Below are 13,848 nucleotides of genomic sequence, written 5' to 3'. Positions count from 1 at the left end.
CGCTCGGTCTGCTACACTCAAATGTCTTTACTCCTCCGCCCGCCGCGAGAGCGCCGCGACGAGTGACAACGGCACTCCGAGCACGACCGCGATGGTCCCCACGCCGTAAACGGCGAACCCGACGCCGGTCGGGGGAAGGGTGATGAGAAAGAAGAGCCGTGGCGCCGCTCCCATGTCGACCACCTCCCCGAGAACGAACCCGAACACCCCGGCGATAACGACGATGGTAACGTAGAGAAACAACACGAACCGGCGACCGTTCAGGTGCGTTTGCGTCTGCGTCTCGGACACGTCGTCACATGCGTGAGCCGACGGATTAGCGTTTTCCATTCCGATCGATGGGCCTTTGCCCGTACGCGTCGTGACCTGAGATATGAGCAACACGGACCTCCTCGGACTCATCCTCGGAGGGATCGCACTTCTGATGTTCGCAACCGGAATCCTGCTCGCGGTTTAGAAACTTCCGAACCCCTCGCGGCCTCAGTCCTCGGCTTCGGCTTCGGCCTCGGCCTCGGTCGTGCCACCGTCCGTGACCGCTTCTTCCTCGTCGCCGCCGTCGGCGAGGGCCGTCTCCTGTTTGTTCTCGAACCACTGCCACTCGTTGGTGTACATGCCGTCCTCGCGGAGGTTCCACGGGTCACCGTCTTGGACCTTGGGACCTTCCAGCCACGAGACGACGAAGTTGTAGGTCCAGACGAGACCGCCGATGAACATCAGCACCGCGCCGAGCGTCGCCACCTGGTGGAAGGTCGCGAACTGCGGCAGGTACGTTGCGTACCGACGGGGCATCCCGCCGTAGCCCAGGACGATCATCGCGAAGAACGTGATGTTCGACCCGATCATCCACGTCCAGAAGTGGATCTTCCCGAGGCGGCGCTGATACATCCGCCCGGTGAACATCGGGAACCAGTAGTAGAGCCCGGCGAATCCGGCGAATGCGATGGCTCCCATGACGATGTAGTGGAAGTGGCCGACGACGTAGTACGTGTCGTGGAGCACCAGATCGACCGGGATCGACGCCAGAAAGACACCGGTGACGCCGCCGAGGATGAAGTTCGAGATGAAGCCGACACAGAACAACATCGGCGTCGTCAGCCGAACCCGCCCGTTCCACATGGTGGTGATCCAGTTGAACGTCTTCACCGCCGACGGGATGGCGATAGCGAGTGACACCGCCATGAACGAGGCACGCAGGCGGGGATCCATCCCCGTCGCGAACATGTGGTGGGCCCAGACGCCGTAGGAAAGCACACCGATGGCGAGCGTGGAGTAGACGACGAATTTGAACCCGAACAGCCGTCGCCCGGAGAACCGTGGGAGCACGTAACTGACGATGCCCATCGGCGGGAGGACCAGGATATACACCTCCGGGTGGCCGAAGAACCAGAACAGGTGTTGCCACAGCATCGTCCCCCCGGCCTCAATGGCGAAGAAGGTCGTCCCGAGGTTCCGGTCAAGCAGGAGCATGATCAGCGCGCTCCCCAGCAGCGGGAACGCAAAGAGAATCAGCCCCGACTGGGTGAGAATCGTCCACGAGAAGATGTCGAGGTTGGCCCACGTCACCTTCTCGCCGCGTTCGGTGAGAATGGTCGCGATAAAGTTGATCGACCCCATCGTCGCCGAGACGCCGGTGAGATGGAGACCGAGGATCATCAGGTCGACGCCGGCGTTGGCCTGACTTCCGCCGCCGACGCCCGCTGACAACGGCGTGTACAGCGTCCACGCGGTCTGGGCGGGAACGATGTCCCCAAGCGGGAAGAAGCCGGCCCAGATGAGCAAAGCGCCGGGGGGAAGCAGCCAGAAAGCGATGGCGTTGATCCGGGGGAAGGCCATATCATCCGCACCGATGAGAAGCGGGACGAGATAGTTCGCGAACGCCGCGATGATCGGCGTCCCGAACAGGAACAGCATAGTGATCCCGTGACTCGTCAACAGGGAGTTGTAGAACGAGTTCGACAGGAGCGTCATCTCCGGATCGAGCAGTTCGATCCGCATGAGCATGATCATCAGACCGCCGACGACAAACGCGATCACGCCGTAGGCACCGTACAACAGGCCGATGTCCTTGTGATCGACTGTTGTCAGCCAGCGACTGATTCCGGCCGGCTTTTCCTTCGACACGTACCCCGACTCGCCGGTCGCCCCGCCGCTCCCGATCGGCGTGTACGACCGCCAGTCCTCGATCTGCGCGAGCCACGCGGCGATGACCACGAGGAACAACCCCATGACCACCGTCAACGCCAACTGTCCGGTGATTTGCATGGGAAGTGCTCAGGAACCCAGGGTTAAGAAATATTCGGGTGCGCCACGACCCATCGGCCGCCGGACCGCACGCGGATCGCCGGACTACTCCTCGTGTTCTTCGACCGGTTCGGCACCGTCGACCGTCGCGCCGCCCGGCAGGTACACCGGCGCGTCCCGCTCGCTCGTTCCGATTGCCTTTGCCGACAGGTACGTGAGGATGGTCAGCATGATGAACGGCGTCACGATCAGGGCGTACTGGAGGCTCCTGAACGTCGTGTCGATTCCGAACGGGTTGTATACGGTGTATCCGACGATGAAAAACAGGAGGATGAACAGCGGGATGAAATTCACCACCAGATCGAGGAACATCTCCTTGTCGAACACGGTCTTCGCCATGGTTGCTTCATAGCACACCCCGGACAAATAGGTTTTCATCGCTCCACAACCTTCTACAACCGACACGCGCTGTCAGACCGCCTCTCTTTTCGGAACGAACAGTTCCCCCCCGATTCCGGCGGCGGCCAAGAGGCCCCCAGCCGTGATGATGGCGTACCCTCGCGTCACGAGATTCACGTCGGTGAACGCGAGCGTCCCGCCGACGACAAAGAGCAGGATTGCGAACGCGCCGAGGGGCCGCCACGGGGTTTCTGCGTACCCCGATTCGCGGAGCATGCCCGTCACACTCCCACAGAACAAGAGCAGGCCGGCGACGGCGACGGCGAAGACGTCAAACAGGATGCCGACCTCGGCGATCGGGATGCCCAACGCGACGAACAACGGCCACGGACTCGCCCGCCGATACTGATCGCTCAACCCCGGTTGCTCGTCCATACACGACCTACGCAAGCGACCGTAGAAAACGTGTCGACACGCCGCTCGATCACGCGATGTCGGCGCCACGTGGTTCGAAGACCGACCGAGCCCTTCGGTTTCGGTCGGGCTCCCGGTGGTGCGAGGAGCCTTGCCGGCCGCAAACACCGTGATCGCGAAGGCGGTCAGGGGTTCCCGGCCCGGACGAGCGACCCACAGGGGTGACACTCCGGGCGCTGTCTCGCACCCGATCTGACGTTACGGGGTGTCACCGCCGACCCGGAACCGAGACACCGGTGCCGGTGTTCGGCCGGCCGGTCGCTCGCCGTGGTGGTCGAGCCAATACGAAAGAACAGGTTTTTCGACGGCGACGGCGGAACGTCGGGTAATGGGTTTGGAGGAGGAGATCGAGGACCTCCGTGAGGAGATCGCCGAGACGCCGTACAACAAGTCGACCGAACAGCACATCGGTCGGCTGAAGGCGAAGCTCGCGGAAAAAAAGGAGAAGCTCGAACGCCAGGCCTCCTCCGGTGGCGGGCAGGGGTACGCCGTCGAGAAGACCGGCGACGCGACGGTCGGACTGGTTGGATTTCCCAGCGTCGGCAAGTCGACCCTGCTCAACGCCCTCACGAACGCCGAAAGCGAGGTCGGCGAGTACGAGTTCACGACCCTCGATGTCAACCCCGGGATGCTCAAACACAACGGCGGGAACATCCAGGTCCTCGACGTGCCGGGGCTTATCGAAGGCGCCGCCGGCGGCCGCGGCGGCGGACAGGAGGTGTTGTCGGTCGTGCGGACGACCGACCTCGTCGTCTTTCTCCTCTCGGTGTTCGAGATCCAACAGTACGACCGCCTCCGCGAGGAACTGTACGCAAACAAGGTCCGCCTCGATACGTCACCGCCAAATCTCTCGATCAACAAGACCGGCAAGGGCGGCCTGCGTGTCACCACCACGGACAACGTCGAACTCGACGAGAACACGGTAAAGAGCGTTCTACGGGAACACGGCTACGTCAACGCCGACGTGACGATCCGTGGCGACTGCACCATCGACGAACTCATCGACGGGATTCAGGACAACCGCGTGTACCTCCCCTCGATCGTCGCGGTCAACAAGGCCGATCTGATCGACACCGACTACCTCCCGACGGTGAAAAAGGAGCTCCGCGACCACGGCCTCGACCCGGAGGACGTGATCTTCATCAGCGCCGAGGAAGAGCGTGGGCTCGACGCCCTCAAAGACGAGATTTGGGACGCCCTCGGACTCATCCGCGTGTACATGGACAAGCCGAGCCGAGGCGTCGACTACGAGGAGCCCCTCGTTCTCCGGCGCGACGAACACACCGTCAGCGACGCCCTCTCCAAACTCGGCGGAACGCTCGACGAGCGGTTCCGCTTCGCCCGCGTCACCGGGTCGAGCGCACAGCATGACGAACAACAGGTCGGCCGCGACCACGAACTACACGACGAGGACGTGATGCGCGTCGTCGCCCGACGGTAGACCGGTGACCGACCGCCCGACGCTCGCGGCGATGCTCGCCCTCCTCGCGGTGCCGTGGTCGATCCAGACGTTCACCGGCGGTCGCCCGCCGACGTACGTTTTCGCGTGGGGACTGCTCAACACCGATCCCTTCGGCGTCGCCTTTCTCTGGGACTTTCTGTTCCGGTATACGATGGGACTGCCGTCGTACATTCTCGCGTGGCCGCTCTCGGTCGGCTGTTATCTCCTCGCGCTTGCAAGCGCCATCGCAGGCCGGGTCGTCGGCCGCGAGGACCGCCGCGTGACGGCTGGACTTCTCGTCGCCGCGGCCGTCGCGCAGATGAGCCTCGCACGCGGGTTCTCGTTTCAGCCCGACCGGGCGGCGTGGCCGCTGGGGGCCGTTGCCTGCCTCGTCGTCGCGTGGGTGGTGTACACCCGCCCGTTCGCCGAGAAGGGGTGACCGGGACCGAACGGTACGCTTTTCGGCGCGCCCGTTCTCGAACCGCGTATGTCCGGCACACTCGATCATGTAATGATGCGAGTCGCCGACCTCGACGACTCGCTCGACTGGTACCGGTCGCATCTCGACTACGAGGAGAAGGACCGCTGGGAGGCCGACGACTTCACCATCGTCTACCTCGGCCCCGAAGCCATGCACGACGATGGTGCGATGTTGGAACTCACCCACAACCACGACGGTGGCCCCAACGAGATGGGCGACGCGTGGGGCCACATCGCCGTCCGTGTCGACGACGTGTACGATGCGTACGCGGAGTTGATGGATGCGGGCGTCGAGGACTACCGCGACCCCGACTCCTGTGGCGGTGGGTACGCGTTCGTGACGGATCCGGACGGCCACGAGGTCGAACTCGTCGAACGCGACCACGGCGCACGCTGGAGCCTCGACCACACCATGATCCGCGTCGAGGACGCCGACGCCGCCCTCGGCTTCTGGGTCCGGAAGTTCGGACACGTTCCCGCCGGCCGCTGGGAGTCGGACACCTTCGCCAACTACTTCACCGACCCCGCGGGCGCGCCACCGGAGGCGATGTCGGTCGAACTCACCTACAACTACGACGGCCGGAGTTACGAGATGGGCGACGCCTGGGGGCATCTCTGTGTCCGGGTCGACGGTCTCCACGACGACTGGTCGCGGCTGATGGAACGGGGGGCGGCCGACTATCGCGACCCCGCCTCGTGTGACGATATGTACGCGTTCACGACGGATCAGGACGGCCACGAAATCGAACTCATCGAACGCGAGAGCCTGTCGCCGCCGTTGTTCCCGGAGTGATCCCGCACAGGACCGGGAGTTAAAATACCACGACCGAGTACATCGTTGTATGACGAAATACTCGACCGGCCCCGATCGGGGCGGCGGCGACGGCGACGCCTGCGAACTCTGTGGCTACGAGACGTCGAACCTCGAACGGGCGAACGTCGCCGGCGCGAACCTACTCGTCTGCTCGGACTGCACGCCTCACGACGACTCCGGCGGCAACGGCGGGGCCGGTGGCCGGGGGTCGGGTTCCGGGTCCGGGTCCGGGTCGTCGGGGTCACGAACCGACGCCGACGAACCCAGCCGGCGAAAGCGCGCGGCCCAGAACACCGCCCGCATGCACGACGCCGCCAAGAGCGACACGAAAAACTGGGAGGAGGAGGGGACCAACTACGAGGACGACCGCCTTCCGTACCTCATCTCGGGGTACGGCGACCGGGTAGAGACAGCCAGACAGGAGGCGGGCCTCACCCTCGCGGAACTCGCAACAGCGGTCGACGCCGACGAGGACGACGTTCTCGCCCTCGAACAGGGTCGTGCGGCCCGCGCCGGTGTCGGCGGGTCGGTCGTCCGCGCCGTCGCGGACCGACTGGGTATCGACCTCGTCGACGAGTAGGGAACGGTTTTATCGCTCGGGCGTCCGACCACCGGCCATGCAGACGCGTGCGCCCGACGACCCCGAGGTACGGGAGTTCGAAGCGACCATCAGCCGCCTCGACGACGGCCGGGCGGTCGTTCTCGACCGGACATATTTCTATGCCGAAAGCGGCGGCCAACCCGCGGATCGCGGAACCCTCGCCGGCGTCCCCGTGGCCGACGTGCAGGCCGACGGCGACGCCGTTGTCCACCATCTCGCCGAGGTTCCCGACGCAGACACCGGCGAGACGGTTCTCGGTGTCGTTGACGACGACTTCCGTACATACTGTACCCGCGCACACACCGCAAGTCATCTCCTTTACGGCGCGGGCCGGCGGCTCCTCGAGGATCCTGGCTACGGCGGGTTCGGCATCGACGAGGAGAAAGTCCGGGTCGACTTCGCCACCGCCACCGACATCGACGACGACACCTTGGTGACACTCGAACGCCTCACCAACCAGGCGGTGTGGGACTCCCGCCCCGTCTCGTGGGAGCGGGTGCCGGTTGAGGAGGCCCGCGCCCGCGACGACGTCGCGTTCAACACCAAAACCGAGGAGGGTGTGATGGACAACGCCGACACCGTCCGTCTCGTCGAGGTCGCCGGCTGGGACGTGGCGGCCTGTGGCGGGACACACGTCTCGAACACCCGAGAGATCGGCCCCGTGTCGGTGCTGCGCCGGTCGAACCCCGGCGAGGGCCTCACGCGCGTCGAGTTCGCCGTCGGCCCGACGGCCATCGAGCGCCGGGCGACGCTCCACCGGGCCGCCCTCGACGCCTCGCGTGCCCTCGGGACGAACGCGGCCGACCTGCCCGATGCCGTTTCCGACCTGCGGGCCGACCGCGACGCCCTCGAAGCCGAGTGCGCGGCGTACAAATCCGAGGTGCTCGACGCGCGTCTGTCCACGCTCCGAACGGTCGAGGCCAACGGCGACCGCCGGCGTGTCGGGACCGTCACTGACTTCGGCCCCAACGAGGTCGACGACGCCGTTCAGGACCGGGTCGGCGACGGCGACGACGCCGACGCCGACGTGGTCGCGGTCGTCGGGGAGACGGACACCCCATACGTGGTCGTCGCAACGACGGACGACGCCGGGACCGACGCGGACGACGTCGTCGACGAGTTGACCGACCGGTTCGGCGGCTGCGGCGGTGGCGGGCCGACGTTCGCACAGGGTGGCGGCCTCGACGCCGACCCGGAGACGGTCGTCGACGCGCTACGCGACTAGCGCCGCCGGAGGAGGAACGCGGCCGAGAGAAGCGCAAACACGGCGATTACGGCCGTGAACCCGGGGGTAACCGCCTCCGTCTCGGTCGCCGCCGTCGCGGTGGCGTCGGGCGTCGGTGAGGCGGGGGTCGCCGTGTCGCTGCCCGGCGGCGCGATGGCCTCGACGCTGACCTCGTTCGAGCGGACGCCACCGTCGGTGGCCCGGAGCGTGTGGCCGCCGGACTCGTTGATTCGGGCCGCGAACTCGCCTTCCGTATCGGTCGTCCCGACGGTGTCACCGTCGAGGGTGATGGTCACCCCCGGCGCGGGTTCGCCGTACGCGTTCGCCACCACAACCGGCACTCGCTCGCCGGTGACGATACGCTCGTTTGTCGCTTCGATGGTGAGCGACGGCTCCCGGGATATCTCGACCGTGACGTTCGTATCCGACTCCCCGATCCGCACGTCACGGGACTTGCCCCGGTAGCCCTCCTTGTCGACCTGTAGTGTCGTCCGGACGTTGACCGGCGTGCCGAGAACGGTTCGTCCGTCCGGCCCGGTCCGCGATGTCGCGAACCCGGTGAGATTCACCTGGGCGTCGTTGACCGACCGCGGCGAGTCGAAATGCGGGTCGATGACGGTGACGTCAACCGAGACGGAGCCGGCCCGCAGGGCGACCCGGTTCGTGACGTTGCCGTCGATTTCGAGCGACTTCTGCTCGGTGTAGTAGCCGGGCTTGCGGATGGTGACCCGGTAGTCACCCGCTTGGATGATATCCGACTCGTACACACCGTCCGAGTCGGTCGTACCCGTCGTTATCTCGAGTCCTCCCCGTTCGATCAGTACCTCCGCGTTCCCGACGGGGCCGTCGTCGTCGCTCACCTCAAGACGCACCGAGCTCTTTCGGAACACCTCGACCTCGACTTCGCGTTCGGACGCGTCGGCGATGGTGTACGGACTGGTCCGAACGTACCGCGGGTGTTCCACCTCGACCGACACCTCCGTGCCCTCGGGAACGTCGATGAACGCCTTTCCGTTCCCGGCGGTTGTCGCCGTTGTCGAGCCGCCGTCCCACTCGGCGTCAATATCGGCGTCGCTGATCGGGTTACCCGCCGAATCGCGGACGGCAACAGTGACTGTAACCGTCTCACCCGACTGTGCAACCGCGGTTCCCGCGACTCCGACGACCGAAGCGAGAGCCAGAGCGACGGTCAGAGCCACGACGATATGAGCTCGTCCCATAGGCGCATCCATATCGGCCGGTTGTAAAATACCACTGGCTGTCACGGTCGATCCGGCTTTGCACCGGCGGCCGATCAGCCGGGCCACCCGACTCCAACGACCGGTGACTGGGCCACGCCGACGCGGGTGTTCACGCCCCGCCACCGCGACCGAAGCCCACATTGCCCGGGCGCTCCTCCTTCGGGTCGTGACCTCTCGTACCGACCACGGGGCTGTGGTGTACGACCTCGACGGGACGTTGGTTCGGCTGACGGTCAACTGGGACGCCGCCGCCCGCGACGCCACGGCGGTGTTCGCCGACGCGGGTGTCGACGCCGCGGACGCCGACCTCTGGTCGTTGTTCGAGACAGCCCCGGAACACGGCCTTGCGGAGGAACTGGAGTCGGTGCTCACGGCCCACGAGCGCCGCGGGGCCGAGCGCTCGGTTCGGCTCCCCCTTGCCGACCGGGTCGCAAAACGGGACGTCCCGGTCGGCGTCTGCTCGCTCAACGCCGAGACCGCCTGCAGACGCGCACTCGACCGCCACGGCCTTCTTGATCACGTCGGTTCGGTCGTCGGCCGGGATTCGGTGCCGACGCACAAACCCGATCCGAAACCCCTGCTCGCGACCCTCGACCGCCTCGGGGTTGATCCCGCCTCGGCGCTGTTTGTCGGCGACTCGGAACGTGACGCGACCACCGCCGACCGCGCCGGCGTCGCCTTCGAGTTCGTCGACGATCTGTAGCCGTCGCCGGCGCGACGGACCCACGTAGTTTTTTATTACCCCGGGGCGTACGGTGACGTACCAGTAGCCCGCGGGTAAGTGCGACACGCGGTGTGTCGCACGCGGGGACCAACGACCGACGTGCCGTGAGACGCCGGCGCCGGCGCGACCGACGTGCCGTGAGCAGCCGGGGCCGGTGACCCCCAGACGGGATTTGCATGAGCAGCGTGCCACGTTAGTGGCGTTTCGATGCTCGGGAACCGAAAACCATGGAAATAGAAATCGCAACAATCGGCGGTTACGAAGCGGTCGGTCGGCAGATGACTGCCGTCCGTGCCGGCGACGATGTCGTTATCTTCGATATGGGTCTGAACCTCTCGCAGGTGCTGATCCACGACAACGTCGAAACCGAACAGATGCACAGTCTCGACCTGATCGACATGGGTGCCATCCCCGACGACCGGGTGATGAGCGATCTCGAAGGCGACGTACAGGCCATCGTCCCGACCCACGGTCACCTCGACCACATCGGCGCGATCAGCAAACTGGCACACCGCTACGACGCCCCCATCGTCGCGACGCCGTTTACCATCGAACTGGTGAAACAACAGATCGACGGCGAGAACAAGTTCAACGTCGACAACGATCTGACCAAGATGGACGCGGGCGAGACGATGTCTATCGGCGACTCGGGCAGGGTCGATCTCGAGTTCGTCAACGTCACCCACTCGATCATCGACGCCATCAACCCGGTGCTCCACACACCCGAGGGGTCGGTCGTCTACGGCCTCGACAAACGGATGGACCACACACCGGTCATCGGCGACCCGATCGATATGAAGCGGTTTCGCGAGATCGGTCGCGAGGGCGAGGGTGTTCTCTGTTACATCGAGGACTGCACCAACGCGGGTCGGAAGGGCCGAACCCCCAGCGAGTCCGTCGCACGCAAACATCTCCGTGACACGATGTACTCCGTGGAGGACTACGACGGCGGCATCGTCGCCACGACGTTCAGTTCACACATCGCCCGCGTTTCCAGTCTGGTTGAGTTCGCAAAGGACATCGGCCGCCAGCCGGTTCTGCTCGGCCGGTCGATGGAGAAGTACTCGGGCACCGCCGAACGGCTCGACTTCGTGGATTTCCCCGATGACCTCGGGATGTACGGCCACCGCAAGTCGGTCGACCGCACGTTCAAACGGATCATGAAGGAGGGCAAGGAGAACTTTCTGCCCATCGTGACGGGCCATCAGGGCGAACCGCGCGCGATGTTGACGCGGATGGGCCGCGGCGAGACGCCGTACGAACTGGAGGACGGCGACAAGGTGATGTTCTCGGCCCGCGTGATTCCGGAGCCGACCAACGAGGGACAGCGCTACCAGTCCGAGCGCCTGCTCCGTATGCAGGGCGCGCGCATCTACGACGACATCCACGTCTCGGGCCACCTCCGAGAGGAAGGCCACTACGAGATGCTGCAGGCGTTGCAGCCACAACACGTCATTCCCGCCCACCAAAGCCTCGAAGGGTACGCGCCCTACGTCGATCTAGTGGAGGGACAGGGCTACGCCGTGGGTCGTGACCTGCATATCACGCGCAACGGCAACATGATTCAACTGGTGGAATGACGACCGATCCGACGGAAGAGCGGGTGCTCGCGGCGGTTCGGGAGCGTCGCGGGCAGGTCAACGCGGCAATCGACGAGGACCTCCCACTCGCGGCACCCGAACGGCTGTACGAGGCCTCACGCTACCTGCTGAAGGCGGGTGGCAAGCGTCTCCGGCCGACCGTCTCGCTTTTGGCCGCCGAGGCTGTCGCGGACGTGCCGCCGCTCTCCGTCGACTACCGGGCGTTTCCCACCGCCGACGGCGTCAAGGTGGACGTGATGGCCGGGGCTGTAAGCCTCGAGATCATTCAGTCCTTTACGCTCATTCACGACGATATCATGGACGACGACCCCCTCCGCCGGGGCGTTCCCGCTGTCCACGAGGCATACGATGTCGATACCGCCATTCTGGCGGGGGATACGCTCTACTCCACCGCCTTCGAGATCATGGCCGAGACGGGAGCCGCCCCCGCGAACGGGCTTGAGGCGATGCGGATGCTCGCGAACACCTGCACCCGTATCTGTGAGGGACAGGCCCTCGACGTCGAGTTCGAACACCGGAAAACGGTGCTTCCCGAGGAGTATTTGGAGATGGTCGAGTCAAAGACCGCGGTGCTGTACGGCGACGCCGCCGCGACGCCAGCGATCCTGCTCGACGCCGACGACGACGTGGTGGACGCGCTTTATGACTACGGCATCCACTCGGGATCGGCCTTCCAGATCCAAGACGACGTGCTCGACCTGACGGTCCCGTCGGAGCATCTCGGCAAGCAACGTGGCTCCGACCTCGTCGAAAACAAAGAGACGCTCATTACGCTCCACGCTCGCCAGCAGGGCGTCGATGTCGACGGCCTCGTCGACGCCGACGACGCCACGTCGCTGACCGACGAAGCCGTTGAGGCCGCGGTCGGAACGCTCGAACAGGCCGGAAGCATCGAGTACGCCCGCGAGAAGGCCCGATCGCTCGTCGAGCGGAGTAAGTCGGATCTCAAGGCGCTCCCGGACAACGAGGCCCGGTCGATGCTCGAAGACATCGCCGAGTACCTCATCTCCCGGGGCTACTGAGCGCTCTTTCAGCCAACGACCACGTAGACGAGGCCGTACGCGAGCCACGCGACCGTGATGGCCGACAGGCCGGTGACGAGTGCTGGGAGCCAGCCTGGCGATTCGATCGTCGGTCGGCGGGCGTTCTCGAACCGGATCCGTGGGCGGAGACCGAGGGCACCGACACAGAGCACGGTGAACACGAACGGGTACGAGAGGTCGAGTGTCGGGGCCGGGATGAGAACGATGCTCGCCGCGTAGCCCGCGCCGAGCGTCGCCCGCGGTCTGATTGCGGTCGTCGGTCGAAGGCCGGCAACGGCACAGCCGACGATCACGGCCGCCCAAATCGTCACGAGTTCGACGCCGAACGCGCCGAGGAGATGGAGGGTCGGGTCGGCCGAGAGGGCGAGGCGCTCCCCAACGAGCGTCACATCGATCGGGTAGAACATGGCCGGCGGCTCTCCGGTGAGGAGGTCGCCGAACGGGTGGGAGAGGAGGCCGACCAGTCCGGCGACGAAGACGTGCCGGATGCCGAGGCTCGTGTGACGGGCGACGACCTCGCCGAGGGCGACAGCACCGAGAACGAACAGGAGCGTCACCATGGTTCCGAGCGCCCCGCTGACGGCGCCGACGGCGCCGACCACGAGAACCGCGAGCGGGACCGAGAGCCACCGAACGCGATGGGCGGCGGCGGTTCGGAGCGCGGCAAGCAGGGCAACCGGCCCTGCTAGGACGAGCGAATGTGTCACGGCGCGATGGACGAGGTTCCCGGTCGACCAGAACGCACTCGCAAGCGTCAGGCTGTCGCCGCCTACGACACCCGCAACACCGACGACGGCGTACGCCATATCGACGTCGGGGAGTGTGGCAAACCCGGCCGCGAGAAAGCCAACGGCGAACACCCGGTCGGCGTCCCACCCGCTGGCGAGTGCGACGCTGGCCACGAGGGCAAAGGCCAGAGCGGCGTGGCCAACGAACATACGATCATGTCCGTGGCCACCGGGCATAAGTTATCCGGACGGCGTGAAAACAGGACTCACGCCTTCTCGGTGCCGACCTTCGTCCACCCGGCTTCGATGTCGGCGTTCCCGCGGACGACGGTGTCGCCCTTGACGCTGAACCGGGTCTTCCGGAGTTCGATCGATTCGACGATACCCTCCATGCTGTCGACGCGGATGCGGTCGCCGGCCTCGAAATCGGGGTCCCGCAGGAGATACACCCCGGCCACCGCGTCCGCAATCATCTCGCTGGTCGCATATGAGACACCGAGGGCGAGAAAGCCGGCGGCGGTCCCCAGCGACGTCGCAATGCCGTCGAGACCGACCACCGAAAGCGTCGAAAGCCCGACTCCGAACCAGAGAGAGCCCGCGACGACTGTCGATATAAACCGGCGGTAGACGGGCGATTCCCCGGCCATCGCTCGGGCGAGCGCCGTCTTCAGGACGGCCAAAACGAGTTTGACGAGGAGCGCCGCCGACACGAGAAAGACAACGCCCGTGATAAGCGTCGGCACGGCGTCGACCAGTCGACTCAGGAAGTCGGCGAACACACCCCGGACGAGCGACGACTGTAACACGTCGAGCATACGTTACGTCGGGACCGCTCG

The 13,848-nt window shown here is 65.6% G+C and carries 15 protein-coding genes; 8 read left to right on the top strand and 7 right to left on the bottom strand.

What is annotated here, in order from left to right; all coding sequences use genetic code 11:
• Positions 1-27: 27 nt before the first annotated feature.
• The 4 genes from Q0925_RS03410 to Q0925_RS03395 all read right to left on the bottom strand — a co-directional run bounded on the left by Q0925_RS03410 (position 28) and on the right by Q0925_RS03395 (position 3,075).
• The gene (locus Q0925_RS03410; protein WP_299331920.1) at positions 28-291 is read right to left on the bottom strand and encodes a DUF7520 family protein; all 264 of its coding nucleotides are present in this window, start codon (positions 289-291) and stop codon (positions 28-30) included.
• 189 nt (positions 292-480) lie between these two features.
• Complete coding sequence (locus Q0925_RS03405; protein WP_299331968.1) at positions 481-2,226, bottom strand: cbb3-type cytochrome c oxidase subunit I; 1,746 nt, start codon at positions 2,224-2,226, stop codon at positions 481-483.
• Between the two features lie 120 nt (positions 2,227-2,346).
• Positions 2,347-2,640 (bottom strand): DUF6684 family protein, encoded by a 294-nt coding sequence (locus tag Q0925_RS03400; RefSeq protein ID WP_299331918.1) that lies wholly within the window; start codon positions 2,638-2,640, stop codon positions 2,347-2,349.
• A gap of 72 nt (positions 2,641-2,712) precedes the next feature.
• Positions 2,713-3,075 carry a DUF7541 family protein gene (locus Q0925_RS03395; RefSeq protein ID WP_299331916.1) on the bottom strand — a complete coding sequence of 121 codons (363 nt, stop codon included), beginning with the start codon at positions 3,073-3,075 and terminating at the stop codon, positions 2,713-2,715.
• Positions 3,076-3,442: 367 nt separating this feature from the next.
• Here Q0925_RS03395 and Q0925_RS03390 point away from each other — a divergent pair, with 367 nt between their 5' ends.
• From Q0925_RS03390 to Q0925_RS03370, 5 genes are read left to right on the top strand one after another with little or no spacing between them, the layout of a single operon-like run.
• Positions 3,443-4,555, top strand: coding sequence for an OBG GTPase family GTP-binding protein (locus Q0925_RS03390; RefSeq protein ID WP_299331915.1), 1,113 nt, complete (start codon positions 3,443-3,445; stop codon positions 4,553-4,555).
• Positions 4,556-4,559: 4 nt separating this feature from the next.
• Positions 4,560-4,994, top strand: coding sequence for a TIGR04206 family protein (locus Q0925_RS03385; RefSeq protein WP_299331914.1), 435 nt, complete (start codon positions 4,560-4,562; stop codon positions 4,992-4,994).
• A 48-nt stretch (positions 4,995-5,042) separates the two neighbouring features.
• Positions 5,043-5,828 carry a VOC family protein gene (locus tag Q0925_RS03380; RefSeq protein ID WP_299331913.1) on the top strand — a complete coding sequence of 262 codons (786 nt, stop codon included), beginning with the start codon at positions 5,043-5,045 and terminating at the stop codon, positions 5,826-5,828.
• A 49-nt stretch (positions 5,829-5,877) separates the two neighbouring features.
• The gene (locus Q0925_RS03375; protein WP_299331912.1) at positions 5,878-6,429 is read left to right on the top strand and encodes a helix-turn-helix domain-containing protein; all 552 of its coding nucleotides are present in this window, start codon (positions 5,878-5,880) and stop codon (positions 6,427-6,429) included.
• 37 nt (positions 6,430-6,466) lie between these two features.
• The gene (locus Q0925_RS03370; protein WP_299331911.1) at positions 6,467-7,675 is read left to right on the top strand and encodes an alanyl-tRNA editing protein; all 1,209 of its coding nucleotides are present in this window, start codon (positions 6,467-6,469) and stop codon (positions 7,673-7,675) included.
• Here Q0925_RS03370 and Q0925_RS03365 read toward each other — a convergent pair.
• Positions 7,672-8,895, bottom strand: coding sequence for a carboxypeptidase regulatory-like domain-containing protein (locus tag Q0925_RS03365; protein ID WP_299331910.1), 1,224 nt, complete (start codon positions 8,893-8,895; stop codon positions 7,672-7,674). The genes Q0925_RS03370 and Q0925_RS03365 overlap by 4 nt on opposite strands.
• 187 nt (positions 8,896-9,082) lie before the next feature.
• Between Q0925_RS03365 and Q0925_RS03360 the strand changes: the two genes are divergently transcribed.
• The 3 genes from Q0925_RS03360 to idsA3 all read left to right on the top strand — a co-directional run bounded on the left by Q0925_RS03360 (position 9,083) and on the right by idsA3 (position 12,263).
• Entirely contained in the window at positions 9,083-9,619 is a 537-nt protein-coding gene (locus Q0925_RS03360) for an HAD family hydrolase (protein ID WP_299331909.1), read from the top strand.
• A gap of 248 nt (positions 9,620-9,867) precedes the next feature.
• Positions 9,868-11,220, top strand: coding sequence for a ribonuclease J (locus Q0925_RS03355; protein ID WP_299331908.1), 1,353 nt, complete (start codon positions 9,868-9,870; stop codon positions 11,218-11,220).
• Positions 11,217-12,263 (top strand): geranylfarnesyl diphosphate synthase, encoded by a 1,047-nt coding sequence (gene idsA3 / locus Q0925_RS03350; RefSeq protein ID WP_299331906.1) that lies wholly within the window; start codon positions 11,217-11,219, stop codon positions 12,261-12,263. Before Q0925_RS03355 ends, idsA3 begins: the two co-directional genes overlap by 4 nt.
• 8 nt (positions 12,264-12,271) lie before the next feature.
• On the opposite strand, the gene Q0925_RS03345 is transcribed toward idsA3, so the two are convergent.
• On the bottom strand, positions 12,272-13,222 hold the full coding sequence (locus tag Q0925_RS03345) for a metal-dependent hydrolase (protein ID WP_299331904.1): 951 nt from the start codon (positions 13,220-13,222) through the stop codon (positions 12,272-12,274).
• Positions 13,223-13,278: 56 nt separating this feature from the next.
• Positions 13,279-13,827 carry a mechanosensitive ion channel domain-containing protein gene (locus Q0925_RS03340; protein WP_299331903.1) on the bottom strand — a complete coding sequence of 183 codons (549 nt, stop codon included), beginning with the start codon at positions 13,825-13,827 and terminating at the stop codon, positions 13,279-13,281.
• Positions 13,828-13,848: the final 21 nt, after the last annotated feature.

Origin of the sequence: Haloplanus sp. (assembly GCF_028275055.1) — an archaeon.
Lineage (GTDB): Archaea > Halobacteriota > Halobacteria > Halobacteriales > Haloferacaceae > Haloplanus.
Note: the sequence above shows the minus strand (reverse complement) of the source record. Positions and strands in the feature narration are given on the sequence as shown.

Excerpts from the sequence above, each read along its gene's own strand:
- Q0925_RS03405 (WP_299331968.1), bottom strand. The coding sequence starts at position 2,226 with ATGGGGTTGTTCCTCGTGGTCATCGCCGCGTGGCTCGCGCAGATCGAG.
- Q0925_RS03340 (WP_299331903.1), bottom strand. The coding sequence starts at position 13,827 with ATGCTCGACGTGTTACAGTCGTCGCTCGTCCGGGGTGTGTTCGCCGAC.
- Q0925_RS03390 (WP_299331915.1), top strand. The coding sequence starts at position 3,443 with ATGGGTTTGGAGGAGGAGATCGAGGACCTCCGTGAGGAGATCGCCGAG.
- Q0925_RS03370 (WP_299331911.1), top strand. The coding sequence starts at position 6,467 with ATGCAGACGCGTGCGCCCGACGACCCCGAGGTACGGGAGTTCGAAGCG.
- Q0925_RS03365 (WP_299331910.1), bottom strand. The coding sequence starts at position 8,895 with ATGGGACGAGCTCATATCGTCGTGGCTCTGACCGTCGCTCTGGCTCTC.
- Q0925_RS03355 (WP_299331908.1), top strand. The coding sequence starts at position 9,868 with ATGGAAATAGAAATCGCAACAATCGGCGGTTACGAAGCGGTCGGTCGG.
- Q0925_RS03375 (WP_299331912.1), top strand. The coding sequence starts at position 5,878 with ATGACGAAATACTCGACCGGCCCCGATCGGGGCGGCGGCGACGGCGAC.
- Q0925_RS03345 (WP_299331904.1), bottom strand. The coding sequence starts at position 13,222 with ATGTTCGTTGGCCACGCCGCTCTGGCCTTTGCCCTCGTGGCCAGCGTC.
- Q0925_RS03395 (WP_299331916.1), bottom strand. The coding sequence starts at position 3,075 with ATGGACGAGCAACCGGGGTTGAGCGATCAGTATCGGCGGGCGAGTCCG.
- idsA3 (WP_299331906.1), top strand. The coding sequence starts at position 11,217 with ATGACGACCGATCCGACGGAAGAGCGGGTGCTCGCGGCGGTTCGGGAG.
- Q0925_RS03380 (WP_299331913.1), top strand. The coding sequence starts at position 5,043 with ATGTCCGGCACACTCGATCATGTAATGATGCGAGTCGCCGACCTCGAC.
- Q0925_RS03400 (WP_299331918.1), bottom strand. The coding sequence starts at position 2,640 with ATGGCGAAGACCGTGTTCGACAAGGAGATGTTCCTCGATCTGGTGGTG.